At 68.2% G+C, this 21788-nt stretch carries 18 protein-coding genes and 4 pseudogenes; 9 read left to right on the top strand and 13 right to left on the bottom strand.

Annotated features, from left to right (window positions below; genetic code table 11):
• Positions 1 to 186 precede the first annotated feature (186 nt).
• The 8 genes and pseudogenes from RM423_RS21065 to RM423_RS21100 all read right to left on the bottom strand — a co-directional run bounded on the left by RM423_RS21065 (position 187) and on the right by RM423_RS21100 (position 10822).
• Complete coding sequence (locus RM423_RS21065) at positions 187 to 684, bottom strand: DUF6650 family protein (protein ID WP_311425016.1); 498 nt, start codon at positions 682 to 684, stop codon at positions 187 to 189.
• 38 nt (positions 685 to 722) lie between these two features.
• Positions 723 to 3710: a Tn3 family transposase gene (locus RM423_RS21070; RefSeq protein WP_311425017.1), complete on the bottom strand. Its 2988-nt coding sequence runs from the start codon at positions 3708 to 3710 to the stop codon at positions 723 to 725.
• Positions 3711 to 4760, bottom strand: a complete 1050-nt coding sequence (locus RM423_RS21075) for a tyrosine-type recombinase/integrase (protein WP_311425018.1) — start codon at positions 4758 to 4760, stop codon at positions 3711 to 3713.
• 604 nt (positions 4761 to 5364) lie between these two features.
• Positions 5365 to 6275 (bottom strand): annotated as a pseudogene (locus RM423_RS21080) (IS982 family transposase).
• A gap of 101 nt (positions 6276 to 6376) precedes the next feature.
• Entirely contained in the window at positions 6377 to 7957 is a 1581-nt protein-coding gene (locus RM423_RS21085) for an LCP family protein (protein ID WP_311425019.1), read from the bottom strand.
• A gap of 64 nt (positions 7958 to 8021) precedes the next feature.
• The gene (locus tag RM423_RS21090; protein ID WP_311425020.1) at positions 8022 to 9254 is read right to left on the bottom strand and encodes an MFS transporter; all 1233 of its coding nucleotides are present in this window, start codon (positions 9252 to 9254) and stop codon (positions 8022 to 8024) included.
• Between the two features lie 50 nt (positions 9255 to 9304).
• Positions 9305 to 9502, bottom strand: a complete 198-nt coding sequence (locus tag RM423_RS21095; protein WP_311425021.1) for a hypothetical protein — start codon at positions 9500 to 9502, stop codon at positions 9305 to 9307.
• Between the two features lie 315 nt (positions 9503 to 9817).
• On the bottom strand, positions 9818 to 10822 hold the full coding sequence (locus tag RM423_RS21100; protein ID WP_311425022.1) for a biosynthetic peptidoglycan transglycosylase: 1005 nt from the start codon (positions 10820 to 10822) through the stop codon (positions 9818 to 9820).
• 353 nt (positions 10823 to 11175) lie between these two features.
• Here RM423_RS21100 and ftsW point away from each other — a divergent pair, with 353 nt between their 5' ends.
• Positions 11176 to 12483, top strand: coding sequence for a putative lipid II flippase FtsW (gene ftsW / locus RM423_RS21105; protein WP_311425023.1), 1308 nt, complete (start codon positions 11176 to 11178; stop codon positions 12481 to 12483).
• A 560-nt stretch (positions 12484 to 13043) separates the two neighbouring features.
• Here the strand turns inward: ftsW and RM423_RS21110 are convergent.
• Together RM423_RS21110 and RM423_RS21115 are read right to left on the bottom strand one after the other, a co-directional pair.
• Positions 13044 to 13982 carry a M48 family metalloprotease gene (locus RM423_RS21110; protein ID WP_311425024.1) on the bottom strand — a complete coding sequence of 313 codons (939 nt, stop codon included), beginning with the start codon at positions 13980 to 13982 and terminating at the stop codon, positions 13044 to 13046.
• A gap of 4 nt (positions 13983 to 13986) precedes the next feature.
• A complete protein-coding gene (locus tag RM423_RS21115) occupies positions 13987 to 14364 on the bottom strand; it encodes a BlaI/MecI/CopY family transcriptional regulator (RefSeq protein ID WP_311425025.1) in 378 nt (125 codons plus the stop codon).
• 255 nt (positions 14365 to 14619) lie between these two features.
• Here RM423_RS21115 and RM423_RS25945 point away from each other — a divergent pair.
• The 4 genes and pseudogenes from RM423_RS25945 to RM423_RS21130 all read left to right on the top strand — a co-directional run.
• Positions 14620 to 14745 (top strand): annotated as a pseudogene (locus tag RM423_RS25945) (glycosyltransferase); the annotation flags it as partial.
• Between the two features lie 55 nt (positions 14746 to 14800).
• A complete protein-coding gene (locus tag RM423_RS21120) occupies positions 14801 to 15145 on the top strand; it encodes a polysaccharide deacetylase family protein (protein WP_311425026.1) in 345 nt (114 codons plus the stop codon).
• Between the two features lie 81 nt (positions 15146 to 15226).
• Positions 15227 to 15976: a polysaccharide deacetylase family protein gene (locus tag RM423_RS21125; protein WP_311425027.1), complete on the top strand. Its 750-nt coding sequence runs from the start codon at positions 15227 to 15229 to the stop codon at positions 15974 to 15976.
• Positions 15973 to 16839 carry a DMT family transporter gene (locus tag RM423_RS21130; protein WP_311425028.1) on the top strand — a complete coding sequence of 289 codons (867 nt, stop codon included), beginning with the start codon at positions 15973 to 15975 and terminating at the stop codon, positions 16837 to 16839. Before RM423_RS21125 ends, RM423_RS21130 begins: the two co-directional genes overlap by 4 nt.
• On the opposite strand, the gene RM423_RS21135 is transcribed toward RM423_RS21130, so the two are convergent.
• Positions 16834 to 18090 carry an MGDG synthase family glycosyltransferase gene (locus tag RM423_RS21135; protein ID WP_311425029.1) on the bottom strand — a complete coding sequence of 419 codons (1257 nt, stop codon included), beginning with the start codon at positions 18088 to 18090 and terminating at the stop codon, positions 16834 to 16836. The two genes, RM423_RS21130 and RM423_RS21135, sit on opposite strands and share 6 nt — an antisense overlap.
• A gap of 171 nt (positions 18091 to 18261) precedes the next feature.
• Between RM423_RS21135 and RM423_RS21140 the strand changes: the two genes are divergently transcribed.
• The 3 genes from RM423_RS21140 (at position 18262) to RM423_RS21150 (ending at position 19551) form a co-directional block, all read left to right on the top strand.
• Positions 18262 to 18696, top strand: a complete 435-nt coding sequence (locus RM423_RS21140; RefSeq protein ID WP_311425030.1) for an NAD-dependent epimerase/dehydratase family protein — start codon at positions 18262 to 18264, stop codon at positions 18694 to 18696.
• On the top strand, positions 18584 to 19258 hold the full coding sequence (locus tag RM423_RS21145; protein WP_311425035.1) for an NAD-dependent epimerase/dehydratase family protein: 675 nt from the start codon (positions 18584 to 18586) through the stop codon (positions 19256 to 19258). Before RM423_RS21140 ends, RM423_RS21145 begins: the two co-directional genes overlap by 113 nt.
• A gap of 161 nt (positions 19259 to 19419) precedes the next feature.
• Positions 19420 to 19551, top strand: a complete 132-nt coding sequence (locus RM423_RS21150) for a hypothetical protein (RefSeq protein WP_311425031.1) — start codon at positions 19420 to 19422, stop codon at positions 19549 to 19551.
• A 425-nt stretch (positions 19552 to 19976) separates the two neighbouring features.
• Here the strand turns inward: RM423_RS21150 and RM423_RS21155 are convergent, their stop codons facing one another.
• On the bottom strand, positions 19977 to 20567 hold the full coding sequence (locus tag RM423_RS21155) for a TetR/AcrR family transcriptional regulator (RefSeq protein ID WP_311425032.1): 591 nt from the start codon (positions 20565 to 20567) through the stop codon (positions 19977 to 19979).
• A gap of 120 nt (positions 20568 to 20687) precedes the next feature.
• On the opposite strand from RM423_RS21155, the pseudogene RM423_RS25950 reads away from it, so the two are divergent.
• Positions 20688 to 21601, top strand: a pseudogene (locus tag RM423_RS25950) (SDR family oxidoreductase).
• A 77-nt stretch (positions 21602 to 21678) separates the two neighbouring features.
• On the opposite strand, the pseudogene RM423_RS21170 reads toward RM423_RS25950, so the two are convergent.
• A pseudogene (locus RM423_RS21170) lies at positions 21679 to 21788 on the bottom strand (IS30 family transposase); the annotation flags it as partial.

The raw sequence follows: 21788 nt of genomic DNA on the forward strand, positions 1-21788 counted from the left end.
TGAACTCGCCACGCTGCAACTCGGCCCAAAACACCTGCACGTTCTCCGTGATCATGTGATTAGCGAACCGCATGGTCAACACCTCCACTCAGTCAGGTGTTGCGATCACCGCGAGAACCCAAGGAACCCCTACCGGCCGACTGATCGGTGTGCGGTGCGATGACAACGCCCGTTGCTGATCCGCTTCTACCCGTCAAAACGCTCGAAGAACCAGCCGGCGTGATCAGGCACGATCGTCGCCAGTTCCTCGGATACGTCCAGGTCGTATTGGGCTGCCAGCTCACCGATCTGCACGCCGACAAGGCCGCGGAGCCTGCCAAGCGCCATCGAGAGAGGGTCGGTGCCCATGGGCCTCCAGCCACGCTCCATCTCATCGCCGCCCGGGCCGAGCTCGTCCAGGAAACCACGGAAAAGCCGTTGCAGTAGCTGGAGGCACCGGGCGAGTTCGGCGCTGATCTCGGGGTTGTTCAGGTGAGGCCCGATCTGCTGGCGGACATCGTTCGCCGAGCGGACGCAGTGCTCTTCAATCTCCAGCGAGAAGTCCTTCCAGAGCATGCGCCGGTCGGCTAGCAGGTTCAGCACCCGGCGAGCGATCTCCCGGTCGTCGTCCTTGCGTTCCCACTGGGTACCACCGAACGGGGTGGTGCCGCCGGTGAGTCGAAAGCGCGTCATGTCGGTGAGCATAGGTACGGGGTCGGGGTAGCAGTCGTACAGGATCCGCGTTAGCCATCGCAGCCGGTCAAGAGCGGGCGAAGTTCCCCTGCGCGGAGCTGGTCAGGTAGGAGGAACGAGTAGCGGCCGTGCAGGTTGACCTGTTCGTGTTGCAGTGGTGAGAGCCGTTCTTGATCGCTCTCGGCCGTCGGTGTCCCGCTGCGGTCGATGTGATCGATGGCGTGGTTCATGTAGGTGGTGTTCCAGAGCACGATGGCGTTGGTGACCAGGCCAAGTGCACCGAGCTGTTGCTCCTGGCCGGATCGGTAGGCCTGATGGATCTGTCCGCGTCGGCCGTGGCAGACGGCGCGAGCAAGGGCATGTCGGGACTCCTGTCGATTGAGCTGGATCAGGATGCGTCGACGCTGCTCGGGGCGGGTGGCGTAGTCGAGGGTCGCGATGGTCCGTACGACCTTGCCGATCTCGGCGATCGCTCGGGCGAGCACGACGGGTCGGCCGGCGCGTTGCAGCGCGCGGATGACTTCGGAGGGCACCGCGGCTTTGGTGTGCAGGGTGCCTACGACCCGGCAGATGTCGTCCCAGTGATCGCGGATGAGGCCGATGTTGATGCGGTGGCGGGCGAGCGGGTTCAACGGCCCGTAGTCGCGGCCGGGGTGGATTCGGAACAGTCGCCGATCGGGCAGGTCGGCCAGTCGCGGCATGTAGCGGTAGCCGAGCAGTTGGCACAGGCCGAAGTTCAGGTCGCTCGCCGATGCGGTGTCTGTGACGATCTCGGTCGGGTTGAGGCTGGTGGGGTTGTCCAGGATCCGGTCGAGCAGGAACTGACTGTCGCGGGCGGTGCCGGTGACGACGATGCTGGCCCAGCCGAGGTAGTTGTCGGCCACGTAGTTGAACAGGGTGATGCCGCGGCCGGTGCCGAAGTAGCGTGGGTTGGGTCCGGAGTGGATCGAGCGCACCGGCACCACGAAGCGCAGGCCGTCGGCGGAGGTAAGTTCGCCGCCGCCCCACTGTCGGGCAAGCGGGATGCCGGCCTGGTGGTCCACGAGCCTGGTGTTCGCGGCGGTGACCGTGTCGGCGCGCAGGTAGTTGGCCTCGACCCATTTCAGGCGTGCTTCGGTGAGGGCGGGGACGTCACGACGCGACACGGCGGTGTAGGGGACGTTGCACGCGTGCACCAGCAGCGCTGCGCAGATCGACAGGGCGAGGTCGGCGGATCGGGCTGTTCCGGTCGCCGGCAGGAACGCCCGGGTGAAGCCGGTCCACGCGTCGACCTCGAGCAGCACCTCGGGCAGTTCCGAGGTAGGGATCAGGGAGGCGATGCGATCGCGCAGCAACTCTGTGCTCGCCGGTAGCGGCTCTGCGTCCAGCGGCGGAACCTTGAATCGTTCGTGCGTCCGGTCGGCGGCGAGCAGGCCGGGTTCGTCGGTGACGACCTCGCCGGCGTGGGCGTACGCGTTGTCGAGTTCACGGCCCAGACGTGCGAGCAGCCGGCGTGGGCCGCCGTCGAGGTCGAGAGCACGTTTCACGCTGGCACCGTTGCGTTTCCACGAGGTCTTGTCCAGCAGCAGCCGGCGCGGGTCGCCCCAGCGCAGTGCGTCGGGCACGAACACGTCGCGGCGCCTGATCGCCAGCCGCAGCGCGTCGAGCGTGCACAGGGTGTAGGCGCCGGCATCGAGGGTACCATCGTCGCGGAACATCAGCGCCGTCCAGTGTCTGCCGACGTGGCCGGTCGGTGCGTCGCTGAGTGCGGCCTTCCCATCTTCGACCGCGGCAAGATGCCTGATCGCGGCCAGAGCAGGATCAGCGGGTGTGGTGGCATCGAATGTGACCTGCCGCAGCAGCGCCGGGAGGAAGCGACGGATGTGCGGGTACCGGGCGCGCATGCCGGCGGCGACCCGGTCGCCGGGATGGGCGACGATCGCGTGGACGCGGGCGATCGCGGTCTCCAGCTCGGAGCGGCTCGTGTGTTGGAGAGCCGTTGCGCGGACGCGGCTGTCGGCGACGGTGGGATCGAGTAGCGCTTGCGCGGCGCGGGCGAGTAGCAACGCTGCGGCGTCGAGATCGCCGAGGGTGCGCAGCCGTTCCTGCTCGCCGAGGCGCTCGACCTTTGCGGTGAGGTCGTGCAGCACGATCAGCAGGACGTCGATGACGTCGTCGTGAGCCGTGGCGTGCAGGTGCCGGGCGAACAGCGCGAGTGTGGCGTCGCGCCGCTCGGGGGAGTGGCGCCGTATGCGCTGGGCCTTCACCTGCATCGCCTCGGTCACCATCCGGGCGGTGCGGCTGGCCGGGACTCCATCGAGCTGGATCACGGTTGCGCCGAGCCGTTGGACACGGGCGAGGCGTTGCAGGGCGGCAATGAGCCCGTCGATGCTGGGTTGACGCGGTGGGCGGCGTAGCTGCTCCAGCCGTGAGGTGTTCTCGCCGGCAGCGACTTCGAGCAGCGACTTCAGGTCGTGCCGTCGATCGGGAGAGACCTGGCTGGCGATGCGTCGCGAGGCCAGCCGGGTGGCGCGGTCGCGGGCGGTGGAGCACAGGCGCTGCAGCACCGTGAATCCCGGCAGCAAGATTTGGTGTTCGACCAGCCAGCCGGTGGCCAGATCGAGCAGCTGCGAGGCCGAGTCGTTTGCGGTCCAGGCCCGGTCCCACAGCCACCGGAGAAATGCGACGTGCGCGGTGTCCTGCCCGAACACGTGATAGCTGTGCTCGAGGCGGATGTCGACCTGATGAACCTCCCGAGCCCGGGAGGCGACGTAGTCGGGCCACTGGCTTGCGTCGAGTTCCAGCTGCCGGGCGACCTCGGCGATAACTGATCGCGGTATGCCGGCGACGGCGGTGAACGTGCCGAGGAAGCGGACCGTCCCCAACTGGACGCCGTAGCCGAGCTGGGTCGCAGGACTGCGCCGCCGACGGGCGTACTCCAGGTCGGTGGGGGAGAGGTGGAAGTAGCGGGTCAGTTGTTCCGGCGTGGGGTCACCGGCGTAACGGCCCCACTGCACGATCTTGTCCGCAGCGAAGCCGACACCGCGCTCGGCCGCCACCTACAGCAGCCCGGCGTCGTCCAACACCCCGATCAGCGCCGAGGCCGCGACGGTGGTGTAGATCGCGGTGGTGCGCGGGTCGGCGTGACCCATCAGCTGGCTGATCGCCGCCTGCGGCACCCCGCGCAGCGCGAGGGTGACGCCGTAGTGGTGGCGGAACGCGTGCGCGGCCGCGCCGGCCGGGAGTCCGACCGCGGCGCGCAGCGCGATCGCCCGCAACAGTCGATCCAGGGTGCGTTCCGTCAATGAGGTGCCGTCGGTGCGCACGAACAGCGGTGCCCCGCGTCTCGGTGCGCCACCTGGCAACGTCACGGTGCGATCTTCGAGCCAGTGATCGAGGGCGTCGACGGTGTCTCCACGCAGGGGGACGTCGCGTTGCTTGCCGCCCTTGGAGCGCCCGACCCGCCAGATCGGCCGCTCGGGGCGCCGGTCGATCTCGCCGATCGTGGCACCGCAGATCTCCTCGGCCCGCGCGCCGGTGCCGGCCAGGAACCGCAGCAGCGCCACATCTCGGACGGGCCAGAACATCTGCTGCCGTCCGGTCGGTTCGGTCTGCGCGGCGAGAACCATGGCCTCGACGTCGGGTTCCTCGACCGCGCGCGGGCGGCGTTGCTTGCGGGAGGACACCCGCAGCAGTTCGCTGTCACACGGGTCCAGGGACAGTAGCTGCCGTCGGGTGAGCCATCGAGTGAAGCCGCGCATCGTGGACAGCATCCGGGCCACCGTCGCGTCGCTCCATGCCTTCTTGGCCGCGGCAACCGCACTGACCAGCTCGTCCGTGCTCAGGTCTGCAAGGCAGACCTCAGCAAGGTCGGTGGCGACGTCCAACCCTGTGTCTTCGTCGGCGGGGGCGTGCGGAATGGCGGTGAGCAGTCGGCCCCACCGGGCCAGGTCAGCGCGGCGAGCCCGGTCGCTGTGTCCCTTGGCCGCCTGTCCGGCGGACTCCAGTGCGCGCTTGGCCGTCAGCCACTGCTCGGCCAGCTCCGCGACCGACAGTGTGGCCGGGGCAGCGGGCCGTTTGCCTGTGCGTACGGTTGTCGTGGTGGCCATGGTCGTCATCTAAACGAGGGCGCGCCGGTATTCCCCTATATCAGCGCACGAGTAAGCGTTGCTGAAACAGATGCATGTTTGTTTGTTGCGCGATCCCGATGGCGTGCGGTTTCGGGCGGCGCGGCGACTATGCTGCGGTCGCCGTCGGGTTACCTGGGGCGGTGATCCAGCCCGTGCGGCGAGATCAGGGCAGGCATGCCAGCGCCGGCCGTCGAGCGCGACGAGCACACAGTGCGGACCGGTCTGGGCCGCGCCATCGGCTGGCGTGCACCTCGCAGCCCCGCGCAGCAGAATCGATCCTTCGCAGCTGTGGCTGAGCGGGAACAGCTGCGTCGCGGTCACCGACCAGGCCGGCCATAGCGTCATCTCGTGGGTCGTGCCGCTGACGGCCCCGTGGCGGCACGCGCAGGCATGCCCCTTAGGCGGTCGAACACGCTGCTGATCTCGGCATCTTCGCGAAGCGCAGTTGGTTGATCAGCTTTCTCTACCGACGCGGTCAGGTTGGTGAACACGCCGCGCTGCGGGGCACACACGAACTTGTTGGGCGCAGTTGGCGACCGTGTCCTTGTTGATCTCGACCGTCTAGATGAACGATTCCAAGGGTTCAGTGGTCGTAGGCGGTCAGAGATCGTTTGATGGGTGCGCCGATGGTGTCGTTGTGCCAGATGGCGGCGGTGAGGGCGAGGATGCGTTGCCAGACGCGGACGATGACTCCTGCTGGGGTGTGGCCGCCGTGGCGTTCGAGGTCGAGTTGGCCTTTGAAGGTGTCGTTGATCGATTCGATGGTCTGGCGTAGGGGTTTGAAGAATCGGGCGTCGGGGCGGTCGGGTTCGCCCTTGCGGGCCGGGCGGAGTAGGCGGGTTCCGGTCGCGGCGAGGGTGGTCTCGAAGTCGCGGCCGTAGTAGTTCTTGTCCGCGATCAGCGTCTGCCCGGGTCGGTGTCCGGCCAGGGTGGGGTCGGTGAGGATGTCGAGCAGCACGAGGCGTTCGTCGGCCTTGGCGCCGGTCAGCGCCGCGCCGACCGGCAGGCCATGCAGGGTGCAGACCAGGTGCAAGCGCAAGCCCCAGAAGTAGCGCGAATGTGAGGCGCAGTAGCCGTATTCGGCGAAGCCGGCCAGTCCGAGCGTTGTGCTGTCTCGCGGGAGCGCCCGCACTCGACCGGGGTCGAGTCAGCTACCCACACATCGTCGGTGATCAGGCTGGTGTCGCGGCCCAGCACACCGATCAGCCAGCTGATCGTCGCGGTGAGTTTGCGCAGCCGCTTGTTGTAGCCGGGCTGCTGCGGCAGATACGGGAACAGCGCCCGCAGGTGCGCGTGGGCATGGCGCAGCCAGCGGGCTTCGCTGGTGAACCCGAGCAGCGCCTGCATCACACACAGCGTGAGCAGTTCGGCGTCGCTGAGTCTCGGCGCGATGCCCACCCGTGGTCGCCACGGCATACGGTGCGGTTCGCGCTTCAGCAGATCATCGACTCGCACGTAGAGTGCGGTCGCGAGGGTGTCCAGATCGGCGTCCACGATGAGCCTCCTGCTCGACGTTGGGTTCCAACGCCGATCTTGGACACCCTCGTCGTCAAATCACATCAGCCACACCAGTCACACGGCTTGGAATTGGTCATCTAGTTGATGCAGCCGGTGTCGGCGGCGGATCGGACGGCTGGTTGGCCGCTGCTCGCCGATGGTGGTGGCGCCTGGGGTACGGCGGGCGTGGTGCTGGTGAGTCCTTTGACTTGTTTGCCGTCGGTGCCGAGGACCAGGGTCACTTGGTGGACGGCGGCGGAGGCTCGTACTGCGGCGCCGGGGACCTGTCCGGCGAGGGCTTTGGCTCCGCTTTCCATTTCGGGCGGGTATTCGATGGTGGTGGCGCTGGTGGTGTCGGTGCTGTCCGGCGTTGCGGTGTGAAATCCGAGGGTTTTGAGGGCATCGCTGTTGCGGGTGGCGAGGTTGGCGATGCCGGCGCCGTTGAGCACGTTGACGGTGACAGTAGCGGGGTCCGCGGGCGAGGCCTTGGTGTAGGGGCTGCTGGTGGGTTGGCCGATTAGTTTGCCGATGAATGCCGGCATGCCGGCGGTGTCGACCTGCACGATGGAGACCTGGTTGCCGTTATAGCTGATGGTGGGTGTGCCCAGGGTGGGGATGGTAGTGAAGGTGACGTGGCCGGCGGTGAGGTTCTGCATCTGGGTGGCAAGTTTAAGTAGGTCCAGACCTTGATCCACCTGTAGGGATGAGCTGACTGCGGTGAGCAGTTTCTGCAGCTTGAAGGGGTTGAGCAGCGTGCCGGCGGAGGAGATCTTGCGGAAGGCGGCGGACAGGAAGTATTGCTGCCGTGCGATCCGGTCGAGGTCGCCGCGGGGCAGGCCGTGGCGTTGCCGGACGAAGGCCAGGGCTTGTTTGCCTGCGATGACGGAATGCCCGGCGGGCAGGTTGATACCGGAGTAGCCGGAGCCGAAGGCGTCAGAGTCGGTCTGGGGGTTCTGGGCGGCGTTGAGGCACACGTCGACGCCGCCGATCGCGAGACTGATGCGGTAGAAGGCGATGAGGGAGACCTGCACGTAGTGATCGACCGTCAGTCCCGTCATGCCTTCGATGGTTTGGGTGAGTAGTTGCGCACCGGCGTCGGCCCTGTGGCCCTGGTTGAACCCCAGGGCGTAGGCGGCGTTGAGCTTGTTCATGCCGAAGCCGGGGATGGTGACCCAGGAGTCGCGCGGGAAGGAGATCACCGTGGCTTTCGAGCCGTCTGCGGGCACGTGCATCACCATCATGGTGTCGGTGTTCTTGCTGCCGCCGTCCTGGGTGGTGCTCAGCTGCTGTAACTCGGCCGGCGTGGCATTAGACCGGTCATCGATGCCGACGATGAGAATGTTTTGATCCGCGCCGTCGATGTTGCGCGCCGGGTGCTTGCCCGGGGCGATGGCGTTCACCCGGGCGACGTTGGTGGAGAAATTGCGGTAGGTGGCCCAGACATAGCCACTGCCGAGCAGGATGGTCAAGGACAGCAACGCGGCTGCGATCTGGGCGCCGAGCGCAATACCACGGCCAATGTCGCGCCGTGCCCTGCGCCGGGGCGGATGGGCTGCTGCCGATCTCGCATCCCGTGGGGGCGCAGCGGGACGGGCGTGGCGACGTGGGCGTCGCGGATCGAGTTCCGGGGGCAGCGCCGCGCCCTGGGGTGACCTCGGCAGCGATTTGTCGTCCGTCACCGGATCACAATAGCTCCTACACAGTGTAAGACTCGCGTACGGTCCGGTGTACTGGCGGGGTTGCTTACCGAGCTGTTCCGGTCAGGCGGTGGCGGGCGAGGCACAGCAGGACCGCGAGCGCCGCCGCTGCGGCACCGGAGACGATCAGCGGAAGCCGCCCGTCGCCACCCCAGGCCAGACCGGCCCACACGCCAGCGACCAGCACTCCAACTCCGGACAGGCCTTGAAAGAGGCCCTGCGCGTTGCCTTGCCGGCCGGCGGGCGTGGTGGAGGAGATCCAGGCCTTGCCCACTCCGTCGGTCAGGGCGGGGAATACGCCGTAGATCACCATCAGTGGCCATACCCACACCGAATCGTGAATGAGGCCTAAGCCGAGATAGCTGACCGCAAAACATCCGAGACCGAGGGCGAAGATCAGCGGACGGGACAGCCGATCAGACAGCGCCCCGGCAGGGTAGCTGAGTAGAGCGTAGGAGGCGTTGTAGGCGACGTAGGCGCCGATGACGGCGGCGACGGAAAATCCCAGGGTCCGGGCTCGCAGCAGCAGCAGCGCATCCGGAAAGTTAACCAAGGCGAACACCCCCAATGGCACGGCCACGGTCCAGAAGCGCCGCGGCATGCCCAGGCGCTCCCGGACGACAGGCTCCGCCGGCCTGCGCCTCGTCGGCATTGGCGGGGACACCCGGCGTTCGCGGACCAGAGCGACCAGAAGCACACTGGCCACGGCGGGAACAACGGCGACGACCAGCAGCGGCCGGATCCGGTGCCCGAGCAGCTCATACAGCAGTAGCCCGATCAATGGGCCCACGACCGCGCCGGCGGTGTCGACCGCGCGGTGCAGACCGAAGGCCTTGCCGCGGTCTGCCGACGCCACGTCCTGTACGAGCAGTGCGTCGCGGGGTGCCCCGCGGACTCCCTTGCCGAGGCGGTCAAGACTGCGGGCCCCTAGTACCACTGGCCACGCCGTCGCCACCGCGATGATGAGCTTGCTGAGGGCGGCCAGCCCGTAGCCCAGCGCGATCAGCGGCCGTCGTGCGACCTTGTCGGCGATCCGGCCGGAGCCGACCTTGGCGATTGAGGCGATTCCTTCGGCGATTCCTTCGACGGCACCTACCGCGACCACGGGTGCGCCGAGCACGGAGGTTAGGAAGATCGGCAAGATCGGGTAGAGCAGTTCGCTAGCGGCATCCTGCAGGAAGCTCACACCGCACAACACGAGCAGGTTACGCGACACCCAACGCCGTCGATCACCGCCACGCGATCCTCCGATCGCTGCGGATTGTTTCGGTTCAGTCATGAGCTCCTCACTACCTGTTGCACCACCCCGAATGGGCTTGGCGTCGGCTGTTATCGGCCTCGCCGGGGCGGCCAGGGCAGGTACCAGCCGATCACGGCTCCCGTCGTCACGGGAAGGACCAGGGTGAGCACGAAGGTCTCCTTATCGGTGATCCAGACGGGATCCCATTTATAGGCCACGAGGAAGACGGCCGCCGCCACCGGCATCCCGCACGTACCGCCCAACACGGCCCGTTCCCGGCGGGTCATGGGTGGTTCCGGCGGAGGCGCGTTCGGCATCAACGGAGCGGGGCGTTCAGGGCCGTCACGGAGTCGTCGTTTCGCTTCGCGAGGGGCATCGCGGCGGTCCGTTCGGGTCGGCTGTGCTGGCCCGTGGCAGATACCAGCCGATGAGGACGCAGGCCAGGGTGGGCACGACGACGGTCGGGATGAGCGCCGGTCGGCCCGCGCCGCCGGCGGCCGCAGGGAAAAGGCGACATCGCTTGCGCAGGCGAGAAGAATCCCGAACCAGGCGTTCGCGGCGGCGGCGGGTTAGCGGCGGCGGGCACAGGGCCGCGGGGTCGCTCATCGACATGTCGGGTTTGCCCCGGCAGTGGTGGCGAGGTGCAGCGGGCTGCTGAACACGGCGTCGGCTTGCGCTGCGGTAAGGGTGTGCACGGCCACCAGGCGGTCCAACACGTGCCGTTGCCGGGACCGGGCCAAGCTCAGGTGGGTGACCGGGTCATAGGCGGACGGGGCCTGGGGCAGGCCAGCGAGCAGGGTGGACTGGGCGTCGTTCAGCCGCGCTGGAGGTACCCCGAAATAGCCGCACGCGGCAGCCGCAAGTCCGTAGTAGCCGTTGCCGAAGTAGACGGTGGCGGCATACATCTCCAGAATCTGCTGCTTGCTGTAGGCGGCGTCGAGTTTCACCGCAAGACTGACCTGCACGACTTTGTCCCAGGCGCTGCCCTGACCGCCGGTGTAGAGCTGCTTGGCCAGCTGCTGATCCAGGGTCGACCCGCCCGGGTCGCCGCCGCCGCGCAGCGGCCCGGACACGGCGCGTAACACGCCGAGGCTGTCGATGCCGTGGTGGGAGAAGAATCTACTGTCCTCCGTGGCCACCAGGGACTGGGCGAACAACGCCGGCACCTGACCGCCTGGATCGGTGGCGCCATGCGCGGCGGCGGAGGCGTGTACTCGCGCTTCGGCATCGCTCACTCCAGGCGTGAGCAGCATCAGAGCTGTAACGGTCAGCGCACCGCTGAGCAGCAGGCTGACCAGTGTGATCAGTGCCCGGCGACGCCACCGGCGGCGAGGTCGACTGCTGCTCTGCCCATACAGACGGACCTCGCTCCACGTCGGGACAACCTTGGGTGGTAAGGACGCGGGCCGGACTTCGGCGAACCCGGGTTGCCCCGCCGGGCTCAGCGTCTGACGGTCGGGCAGGTCGCTCGGTGTGCTGGGCTGATCGTGGACTGGCAGCGCCATCTCAGCACGCGCCGTGGTCACGCGGCGAGGAAGGCTGCGGGGATAGCCGCGTTGCGCGCGCGGCGGCTGGCCTGTCCTCGGCGCGTCACTCGAGCGTGTCATGCTTGGCCTCCCTCGCTGTAGGCCCGGTCACCCGTAACCTCCTACAGAGTGTAGATGTCGCACGGCTGAAGCTGGGAGCCGCGCGTCGGGACACCGCTCAGGCCCCCGAGGGCGCCGCGGACGTGGTCTGATCGGTGTCCGGCGCAGCTCAGGGCGGCGCGTACCCGGCGCGGGCGCGGGAATCGTTGAGGAGACGGACGGTAATGGAGACCTCGCGCACAGGTGCAGCGGCGGATCTGCCTGGCGAGTCGCCCCCGCCGGGGGAAGCGATGCTGAGCCCACGACGAAGCCCAGACGGTGCCAGGGGCGGTCAGCGGTCATCCGGTCGCTTCCTGGACGGACCCTATGCCTCGGTGCAATTGCTGCTGGCGGCCGGCGGCGGGCTGTTGTTTCTGGGGTTGCTGATGGCTGCCTCGACGACCATCTCGGCGTCGATGCAGACCCCAGGGGCGTCGATGTGGGCGCAGCTGATCCACGAGCTGATCTTCATCGGGCTAAGCGCACCGGTGTTCTGGCTGGCGGTCCGCGTCCCCCCCAACGTGTATCGGCGGCTGGCATACCCGCTGCTCGGATTGTCACTGATGCTGCTGGTGGGGGTGTTGGTGCCTGGTGTCGGGGCCACCATCAACGGCGCGCACCGCTGGATCGGGTTGGGGTCATTGTCGCTGCAGCCCTCGGAGTTCGCCAAGCTGGCCATGCTGTTGTGGTCGGCGGATCTGCTGGCTCGTAAGGAGAAGCTCGGAACCCTGACCACCTTGCGACACGTGTTGGTGCCGCTGGTGCCGGCGTTCGTCGCGGTGATCGGGCTGGTGATGCTGGAACCGGATCTGGGTACGACCCTATGTTTCGTCCTTATTCTGCTGGGTTTGCTGTGGAGCGTGGGACTGCCGGGTCGCTACTTCACGGGCATGCTGGCCGCAGTCGTCGCCGCAGTCACCCTCCTCGCTGTGATCTCGCCTTACCGCCTACAACGACTGACCACCTTCCTGCACCCCTACGCCGACCAGCAGGGCAGCGGATATCAGACCGTGCAGGCCTTCCACGCCCTCCATCACGGCGGCCTGTTCGGAGTGGGACTAGGGGCCAGCACCTACAAATACGGCTGGGTTCCCAACGCCAATTCCGACTATGTGTTCGCCATAGTTGGTGAGGAACTCGGCCTGCTCGGTTGCCTCGTTGTGCTGATGCTGTTCGCTCTGTTCGCCTACGCGGCGATGCGAATAGCCCTGCGCAGCCGCGACCCATTCATCCGGTTGACCGCGGCCGGATCGGGGATCTGGCTGGGCGGGCAGGCCCTGATCAACACGGGCTACGTCAGTGGCCTGCTGCCGGTCACCGGCATCCCGCTGCCCTTCATCTCCAACGGAGGCACCTCGCTGATTCTGACCTGCGGCGTGCTGGGGATGCTGGTCTGCTTCGCCCGCCACGAACCCGCCGCGTGGGCCGCCGCCCAAGCCGCCGCCGCGGCAGGCACCACGCCAGCTTGGGTCCGGCTGCTGGGTCTGCGCCCAGCGACAGTGGCAGCGGTCCGAGCGGCCCCGCCTAGTCAGCCGGTGGCCGTTCCACACATCGCCCCCGCCCGCCCCGAGCCCGGCCGGACACCGGCGGCCGCGCCCGGCTTGACCCTGGGTGGCGATGAGGACATCCGCGCTGCCGGCTGACCTTGCCTCGATGCGTTGTCCCATCTGAGGCAGCGTGGGTGAGGGCAGCGGCCCGCGCGAGGACGCGGCGCAGCTGCTCGCTGAGCTTGCGCCCGGCGGCGATCGCGGTGACCACGGTGGGGTAGGCGTCGTCGGCCAGCACCAAGTCGGCGCCCTGGTGGGTGACCTCGGGTGCGTTCTGGCATGCCGATGCCGATGCCGATGTCGGCCAGCGCAGCGGCATCGCTGCCACCGGCGGCGGCCACCACCTGGGCGGCCGACTGCAGTAGCTGCACCAGCCTCAGCTTGGTCTGCGGGTCGCGGGGGTTTTGACGGACCCGTGGCGCAACTGGGGCGGCAACTGCTCATCGCTCAGCTCGGCCAGCTGCTCACCAGCGAGCAGCAGCGGCTCGGGCAGTCCGGCGGCCCGCGCGAGGGCATACGCCGCTGCTGATCGCGGTCACTGTCCGCGGCGAGATCCGCGCCAGCACGGATGATCTGGCTGCTTTGGCACTCGGGCACGTCTGTGCTCGCGGTCGGCACGGCACAGAGCAATGGACCGCCCCGGCGGGCAGGACAGCTCAGGTAGGAACCAACGGGTGCACCAGCCGCACGAAGGACAGCGTGGCATCTAACGCGCAGACCGCAGTCAGGGCTCCGAGCAACAGCAGGGCCACGCCTGGCAGCCGCCGCTCCGGCGGTGGGGCGGCGGTGAGCGCGGCGACCCGGCGACTGACTTGCAGGCGCTGGTAGCTCAAGGCCACCGAGGCGGTGGGTCCGGCGCCTTCGCCGGCGGCGGCCAAAGCAGCGTGGGCCAAGGCCTGCGCGGTGGCGGCGCGGTCACCTAGCACCGTTGCGGCGTATTCATCGGCGCGCCGCTCGACCAGGAACGCCGTCGCCTCCCGAATGGGGATTAGCAGCGGGTTAAGCGCCGCCGCGAGCTCGGCCGCCGCCCGGTGCCAGTAGTGGTGGTGCTGCAGATGGGAACGTTCGTGAGCCAACAGCGCGCGCCGCCCAGGAGCATCCAAGGCCTGCAGCATGCCCAGGCTCACCAGGATCTGCCCACCACGGCCCCACGCTCCGGGCACCGCGATCGCGTCGGGCTCGGCCGTGGGCGCCACGACCAACGCGATGTCGCCCCGCTGATCCGCCGGCTGCCCCCCGCACAGCAGGCACACCCGCCGCAGTTCGCTGATGACCGCGCGGCGCTGACGCACCACCAGGACAGTGCGATAGAGCGCGATCGACAATGCTGCCAGACCGGCGGCGCCCATCAGGCCCGGCACCGGGACCGGGATATGGATGCCGCGGGCAGCGGCCTGTTCGCGGACCACCGGTGTCCTATCGAGCAGGGTGGCCGCGAGCAGCAGCATCGCCCAGGTCGAACCGGCGGCCGAGATCAGCGCCGCCGCGGCCAACACCCCGCTTGCCACCGCGGGAGCCAGCCACCGCGCCGCGACCGGCCCGGTGATCGCCAGCAGCAGCGACAGGATCAGCGTCAAGTAGACGCTGAAATTCATCCGATCACCGACCCAGTTTGAGCAGCCGGCGCAGCGCCTTCTCATCCTCAGCACTCAGGGTGGTCACGAACCGTTGGAGCACCTTCTGCCGGTCACCGGTACGCGAGAGGAGGGCCTGCATCTGTTCGGCGGCCAGCTCCTCGGCGGCCTTAGTGGGGTGGTAGGCGTGCGCGCGGCCGGCCGCGCTGCGTTCGAGCAGTCCCTTGTCATGCAGCCGGGTCAGGATGGTGTGCACCGTGTTGTAGGCCAGCTCACCACCCAGGGCGTCCTGAACCTCTCCGGGCGTCATGGGGCCAGGTGCTGCCCACAGTGCGGCCAGCACCTCGTTTTCCAGTGCTCCGGCCGCACGGCGCGCGCGTCCACCTGACGGGGATCCGCCCATGTCGCCTCCTTATAACGCTGGTTGAAGCCTACAGCGAATAGGACTCAGGTGGACGCGCCGCCCACCGACCGCCCTCCGAACGCCTACAGTGCGTAGGACCACAGCAGAGGGGGTGCAGATGCGAGCACAGCAGACCCCGGGCGGCTTCGATGCGCGCCCGTCGACGCGCCGCCGCCAAGTGTGTGCCCGAGGGGTCTGGGGCCAGTGGGCGCGCCGTACCGTCCTGCCGTCAGGCGCGTCTGGGCTGATGTCGACGTGACAACGAGTGCGGTTCAGGCCCGGTTCAGCGTCATTCCAGCCTTTAACGAATCGCTTTCTATCGCGGAGTGCCTGCGTTCGCTGGCGACCCAGGACTTCCACGAGGCGGTCGAGATCATCGTGGTGGACAACAACAGGGCAGCGGGGCGTTATATCGGGGCCGCCGTGGCTGCTGCGGGTGTCGGGCCTGTTTCCGTTGTTGGTCGAGCGGTCGCTGGTGGCCGTATCCCGGACGTTCTGCCATCCGATGGAGGTGTTCCAGCCCAGAGCAGCCCGGATCGCGCAGCGTGTTCTGGCCACCGTCAAGCCGGGCGGTATCGGGATCTTTCACGACGGCTATGAAGGCGAGGGTGCCGACCGAGGCAGCACCGTGGCCGCGGTCAAGATCGTCGTCGAGCGGCTCGCTGCTGCTGGCTCCCGATTCCCCACCGTCGATGAACTGTTGCAGGTTCCGGCCTACAGCTGCCACGCCCGAGCTGCTGGCGGCGCACATCCGGCAGGCTCCTACAGTCTGTCGGAGTAGTCTGGCGACGCAGCTGCTTGCTTGTGTGAGCGGGCGGCTTCGCTCCGCGCTCGGGGCAACGCGGGACCGGAAGGAGTGAGGATGGCTAGTGCCGGTGTGGGCCTCGCCTCGGTGTCGTTGCTGGCCGCGGCCGCGGCCGGATGGATCGCTCCTTCGCTGCTGCGATTCGGCCCGCTGCGCCAGGCCTGTTACCCGGTATTGGCCGGCGTCGGCTCCGAGGCTCACATCGCGCTGACCTTCGACGACGGTCCTGATCCGGCGGGTACCCTGGCCGTGTTGGGGGCGCTGGCCGACCTGGGCTGGCGCGCGACGTTCTTTCTGGTCGGGGAGCAGGTGCGTTGCCATCCGCAGCTGGCGCGCGCGGTGGCTGAGGCCGGCCATGAACTAGCGCTCCACGGGGACCGGCACCGCAACCACCTGTTCCGATCGGGGCGGGACGTCGCTGCTGACCTGCGGCGCGGGGCGGAGACAATTCGGGCCGCAACGGGGGTGTCCCCGGTGTTCTTCCGGCCGCCGTTCGGGGTGTTCACCGCCGGGACGCTCGCGGCCGCGCGGCGCCAGCGGCTTCACCCAGTGTTGTGGACGGCCTGGGGGCGCGACTGGGAGGTATCGACCGGCCCCCAGGTCGCTGCCACGGTGCTGGCCACCCTTGATGAGCGGGGCACGATCCTGCTGCATGACGCCGACCGGTACGCCCGCACTCCTCAGTCGTGGAAGGCGACCGTGGACGCGCTGCCCGTGCTGGGCCAGGCCGCTGCCGAGCACGGCTGGCGGATCGGTCCGCTACAGGAACACTTCCGGCTCGATGTCGAGCCGGACAGGAGACGGTGAGCCTCGCCGTCGCGGTCGGGGCAGCGCTGGGGTCCGCGCTAGGCCAGGCGCTGTCCAGCACCATGCAGCATCGCAGCGCCATCGCCGCACCGCGCGGCTCGGGCCTGCGGTTCGGGCTGCTGTGGCATCTGAGCCGCCGCCCCGCCTGGCTGGCTGGTGCCGGGCTGGGAGGTGTCGGATTCGCGCTGCAGGCTGTGGCCCTGGGCTCGGGCACCCTGGTTGTGGTCCAGCCGCTGCTGGTAACCGGCTTGCTATTCGCAGTGCTGGCAGGCGCCTTGGCCGATCGGCGGCTGCCGCGGCCGGCCGAATGGTGCTGGTCGGCGCTGCTGGTCCTCGGATTGGCCGTCTTCCTGCTCGCCGCCAACCCCGCGGCCGGGACCAAACGCGCCGATGACCATCTGCTCCTTTCGTTGTTGGTGCTGCTCGGCGGCGCGGCGGTGCTTGCGGTGGCGGGGGCGCAGCGCGGCCGTCCGGCGTGGGCGGCGATCTGGCTGGGCGTGGCTGCCGGTATCGCCCACGGAGCGACCGCGGCGCTGATGAAAGGTGCGGTTGCCGACGCGGCGGGCGGTCCGGTCGGTGTGCTGCGGCACTGGCCGTTATGGGCCCTGATCGGGGTGAGTCTGGCAGCCACGGTGTTGACCCAGGCGGCGTATCAGGCCGGCCCGCTGGTGGACTCGCTACCGGTCATGACGATGATCGATACCGTCGTCGCGATCGGGCTCGGTACCCTTGCCTTCTCCGAATCCGTAGCCGTCTCGATGACGGCCAGCGGCTTGCAGGTGGCCAGCTTGACGCTGATGGCCGTTGCCCTGGTGGGGCTGACCCGGCGGCCGGGAAGGGACCCAGCTGCGGTCAGCTCATAGCCGGTTTTCCGCAGCGGTGGAGCGGCGACCCATCCGCGGCCGGGGGAGGGGGACGCTCGCTGCTCGGGCCTGCCGAAGCCGGGCGATGACCATCTCGGCGGCATCCGGCGAGTGGATCAACGCCGTGCGCCCGCTACCGCCGCGCTGCAGTGCCTCGGCCAGAGCCCCCCGCAGATCCTCCAGCGTCTGTGGCCAGGGCGCCAAACCGGCCCGCGCGAGCAGGGCAGCATTGGCCCGACCATGCCCAGGCAACGGTCGGTAGGTGACCGCAGCGAGCCCAGCGGTCATTGCCTCGGTCAGGGACAAGCCGCCGGCGTTGTGGACCAGTACGTCGGCGGCACCCATCAACGCGGCCACATCATCACGCCATCCCAGCGCCAGCACACCGGGGAGCTGCGCCATCTCATGGCGCAGCCGGTGATTGCGTCCACACAACACTGCGACCCGGTAGATGCCGGCAGCCTGGACGGCCCGCACCGAGGCAGGCACCTCACCGAGACCCAGGGAGCCGCTGACGACCAACGCCAGGGGCTCCCCGTCACCGACGCCGAGCCGGGCGCGCACAGAGCTGCGCTGATCAGCCGATAGAGCGGCGCTGAAACCAGGGGGTACGAGTGCCCCGACAGCGCGCATCGCCACGCCGTACTGCGTTCGGCCCTGTTCGGCCGTGGCGGCCGTAACGGTCAAGTGCTGCTCGACGCCTGGATGCACCCATAGCCGGTGCACCGCCGGGTCGGTCAGGTAGGTCAGGACCGGCTGGCTGATGCGCCCGGTCTGCTTCAACCGACCCAGGCACTGACTGGCCAACGGATAGGTCGACACGACGACCGCGACATCCGCGCTCACCCAACCGCGGACGCGGCGGTTCGCGGTGTCACAGAACGTGATCGCCAGCCACTGCACCCAGCCCCGGTGTTCGATGCTGGCGAACAACCACTGGAAGAACGCCGGAACGTAGCCTACGCTGATGCTGTACCCATCCCGCAGCATCCGTTGAGAGAACCGGGGCAGCGCGTCGAGGTAATCCCGCTGCCGCACGGTGATCCCCTCGACCCGCAACCGACGTGTCAGCTCATCGGCGGCCCCGTCGTGACCGGCGCCGACACTGCCGGACAGGATCAGTACAGTTCCGGTTTCAGCCTGATACCCCCCTCTAGCCTCGTCCGGCGTGGGATCGCTTCGGAGTGCCCGGATGTGGCGGGCCCCTGGACCTCGTTGCTCGCGCGGAAGTAAGCGCACTGGTCTACCCATTAGGTCGCGATGTCCTTCCCCGGCACCGTATCGCAGTCGCACGCGCCCCCCTCCGGAACCGGCGCCGCCATCAGCAGCGAATACTACACGGTGTAGGTTTCAGCTCAGGTGCTCAGCGCGTCGCCGCGCGGCAGCCGAAGGAGGATGTGGGTGGGGGAGAGAAGTTGGTTGGTGACCGGGGGCGCCGGCTACATCGGTGCCCACTTGGTGGCCGCGTTGACCCGTGATGGTGGGCGGGTGGTCGTGCTGGATGATTTGTCCACCGGCGACGCCGCACGGGTGGACGGCATTGCGCCGCTGGTCCGGGGATCGGTGCATGACATCGACCTGCTGGTGCGCACCCTGCGTGCGCACCAGGTCACCGCGGTCATCCATACCGCCGCCCGCAAGGACGTGCCCGCGTCACTGGCAGACCCGGCAGGCTTCTACCGCACCAACGTCGGCGGTCTGCAGGCACTGCTGACCGCGATGTCCGGCGGCAGCGGTGTCGCGCCTGCTGTTCTCCTCCTCAGCCGCCGTCTACGGCGCCGGAACAGGCCACCGACTAGCCGAGGTCGCGCCGCTGATACCGGTCAACCCCTATGGCTGGAGCAAACTGCACGGTGAGCGACTGCTGCACGCCCACGCGGCCAAGGACGGCCTGCGCTTCGTGGCCTTGCGGTACTTCAACGTCGCGGGCACCGAAAACCCGCACTGGCTGGAGCCGGCCAGCCCCAGCGTGCTCAGCGCGTTATGCGCGGCGCTGCAAGCCGGAACGCCCCCGCAGATCAACGGCCACGACTATCCCAGCCGCGACGGAACCAGCGTGCGCGACTTCATCCACGCCGCCGATGTCGCCCAAGCCCACCTCGCCGTCGCCGGTCTGCTGGACCGCGACGGCTGCGCAGCCACCTTCAACGTCGGTACCGGCGTGGGCCACACCATCGGGGAACTGCTCACTCATCTCGGGATGTTGACCGGGCGACCTCTCAGCCGGCTCAGGGGACCACGCCGCGCCGGCGACGTCGCTCACTCGGTGGCCGACGTCAACCAGCTGCGCCGAACCGTCGGCTGGCAGGCAGGCCATTCCTTCACCCAGATCATCAGCAGTCACTGGAACGCCTGTCAGCACACGAGCGGCTCGACGGCCAGCGCTCGGGCGCCACGGCCCGCTACGTCGCTAATCTGACGCCGCCTGCGATCCTCGAGCGCACCCGGGAACCGCATCACAGCCCAGGCCCGGCGGCGCCCAAGACCGCCAGTCCTTGGCCGTAGCCATGCGATGGCAGCCGCGGCGGAGCCACCGGCCACCCGATCCATCTGCCCTACGCGTGGCCGGTGATGACAATTATGTGCATTAGTGCACTGACCGCCATCGGCGGTGGAGGGGGACTCGCGCTGGTGCAGGACGCCTTCGTCTTCGCCTGGTCAGCCGCGGTCGCCAACCTCGCCCGCGACACCAACTCCTGGCGGTGCTCGTGAAGGCCTGGGCTTACAGCACCGTGTGCGCTGGGGACTTCTGTGCTTTTAGCGCCGATAATGGGTATTATCAGCGCATTCGAAGGGGTCCCAGAAGGGTCCTCTCGACGCTGCCCCGACCCAGCCGGTACGGCCTGGGTCGGTCCGGCCGAATCCGATGACAGCGGCTATCGCTCCCGAGCTATTTCGGAACAAGCTTCGGCGGTGAGTCCCTGCGAGCACCGACAAGAACCCTCGCTCCAGGGTGACTAGGGCGCTGAACGGGGAGGCTCGGGGGGCCACCCCGTGAAGCTTTCTAGATGACATAACGCTTTGCTCGCGGCGGCTTAGTGCGGATCCTGTACGACTGCTACCCGAACCCCGGTACAACGGCGTCATCGACAGCCCCTCGAGAGCTGTACGCGCAGAGGGATCCCTCATCGGGAATATCAAACCTGGGTGGCGGGGTGCGCGGTTGTGTTGGCAGTGGCGAAATCTTGTAGGTCGGCGAAAGCTTGGACAATCAGGGCGTCCACGTTGCTGGACGGGTCGGCGGCCCAGGTGTGGATGGCGTGTCCCCACGCGGTGGTGCCGACGTGGGCCAGCAGGGTCGCGTTCCACTCGGCGAGCCCGCGCTCGCGTAGTGCGTCGGCGACGATGGTGCTCAAAGCTGCTTCCTTCATCAGTTCCCGTTCGCGTAGTGCCGGGGTCACCGCGATGATTTGGTGACGGACCTCGGCGAGGGGTCGGTTGTTTTCCAGACTCGGAGACATCGAACGGAACGCTTGGAGCATCGCCGCGACTGGAGTCAATGTGCGTGGTACGCCGTCGAGTGCCTGGGTGAGTGCTTCCTGTTGGCGACCTTCGTTGTTGAACAGCACCTCGCGTTTGTCGGTGAAGTGGCGAAAGAAGGTGCGCTGGGTGACGCCGGCCTTGGCGGCGATGTCGGCGATGGTGGTCTGGTCGTAGCCGTGCTCGGTATAGAGCTCCAGCGCGGCGCGCTCGAGCCGATCACGCGCTTGGGCGCCACTGCGAGGCATACCAGCGACGATACGTGTTACGTCACATTATGACGCAACACGTGGCGTAGCGTCACACTGTGTCGCTACCGTAGAGTCACACTGTGACACTACGGTTGCAGTGGTCCTAGAGGAGAAGCAATGCACGTGTTCGTCACCGGCGGCACGGGTCAGACTGGTCCCGCCATCGTTTCCGAGCTGATCGGCTCCGGCCACACCGTCACCGGCCTAGCCCGCTCAGACGATGCCGCAGCCCGGCTGCAGGCGCTCGGGGCAACACCGCTGCGCGGTTCGGTAGACGACCTCGACACGCTGCACACCGGCGCCGCCCAGGCCGACGGCGTCGTTCACATGGCCATCGCCGGCGACTTCAGCGACCCCGAGGACATCACCCGCCGCGAGGTCGCCGCGATCCAGGCCCTCGGCCAAGCCCTCGTCGACACCGACAAGCCACTCGTCACCACGTCGGGCACGCTGGTGTTGCCCGCCGGCCAGCTCACCACCGAACACGACACCCCCGACCCCAACTCGATCGGAAGTCTGCGATCCCGGGCGCTCAAGCGTGTCTGGACTTCGCTCATCGCGGTGTGCGCGCCGTCGTCCTGCGGTTGGCTCCGACTGTTCACGGCCCGCGTGACCATGGGTTCATCCCGATGCTGATTAGCGCTGCCCGCGCGAGCGGGGTCTCGGCCTACATCGAAGACGGCTCGAACCGCTGGCCGGCCGTACATCGCCTCGACGCTGCCAACCTGTACCGCCTCGCCCTGGAGAAGGCCCCGGCAGGCGAAACACTGCACGCCACCGGCGAGCAAGCCATCCCATTCCGCAGCATCGCCGAAAAGATCGGCGAGAAGTTGAACCTGCCAACGAAGTCCGTCGCCGCCACAGACGCCGCAGCCCACTTCGGCAACCCGTTCATGGCCGTCGTCTTCAGCACCGACGCGCCCGTCTCAAGCGAACACACCCAGCAGCTGCTCGGCTGGAGCCCCAACCACTGGACCCTGCTCGAGGACCTCGACAACGGCGACTACTTCGCCACCCCCGCCCCTGCCTGACGCCACCAGCATCTATCCCACCCCCTCGCGCCACCTGGCGATTTGGTGTCCGATAGGCGATCGGCGGATTCTGGCGGTCATTGCAACAGCAGGTCGCCGATCAGTTCGTTCGGCTTCTTGAACGCTAGCCGTTTGCGGGGGCGGTCGTTGAGTTCCTGGGCGACCCAGTCGAGGTCCTCGGCGGAGT

Source organism: Jatrophihabitans lederbergiae (genome assembly GCF_031845305.1).
GTDB lineage: Bacteria > Actinomycetota > Actinomycetes > Mycobacteriales > Jatrophihabitantaceae > Jatrophihabitans_A > Jatrophihabitans_A lederbergiae.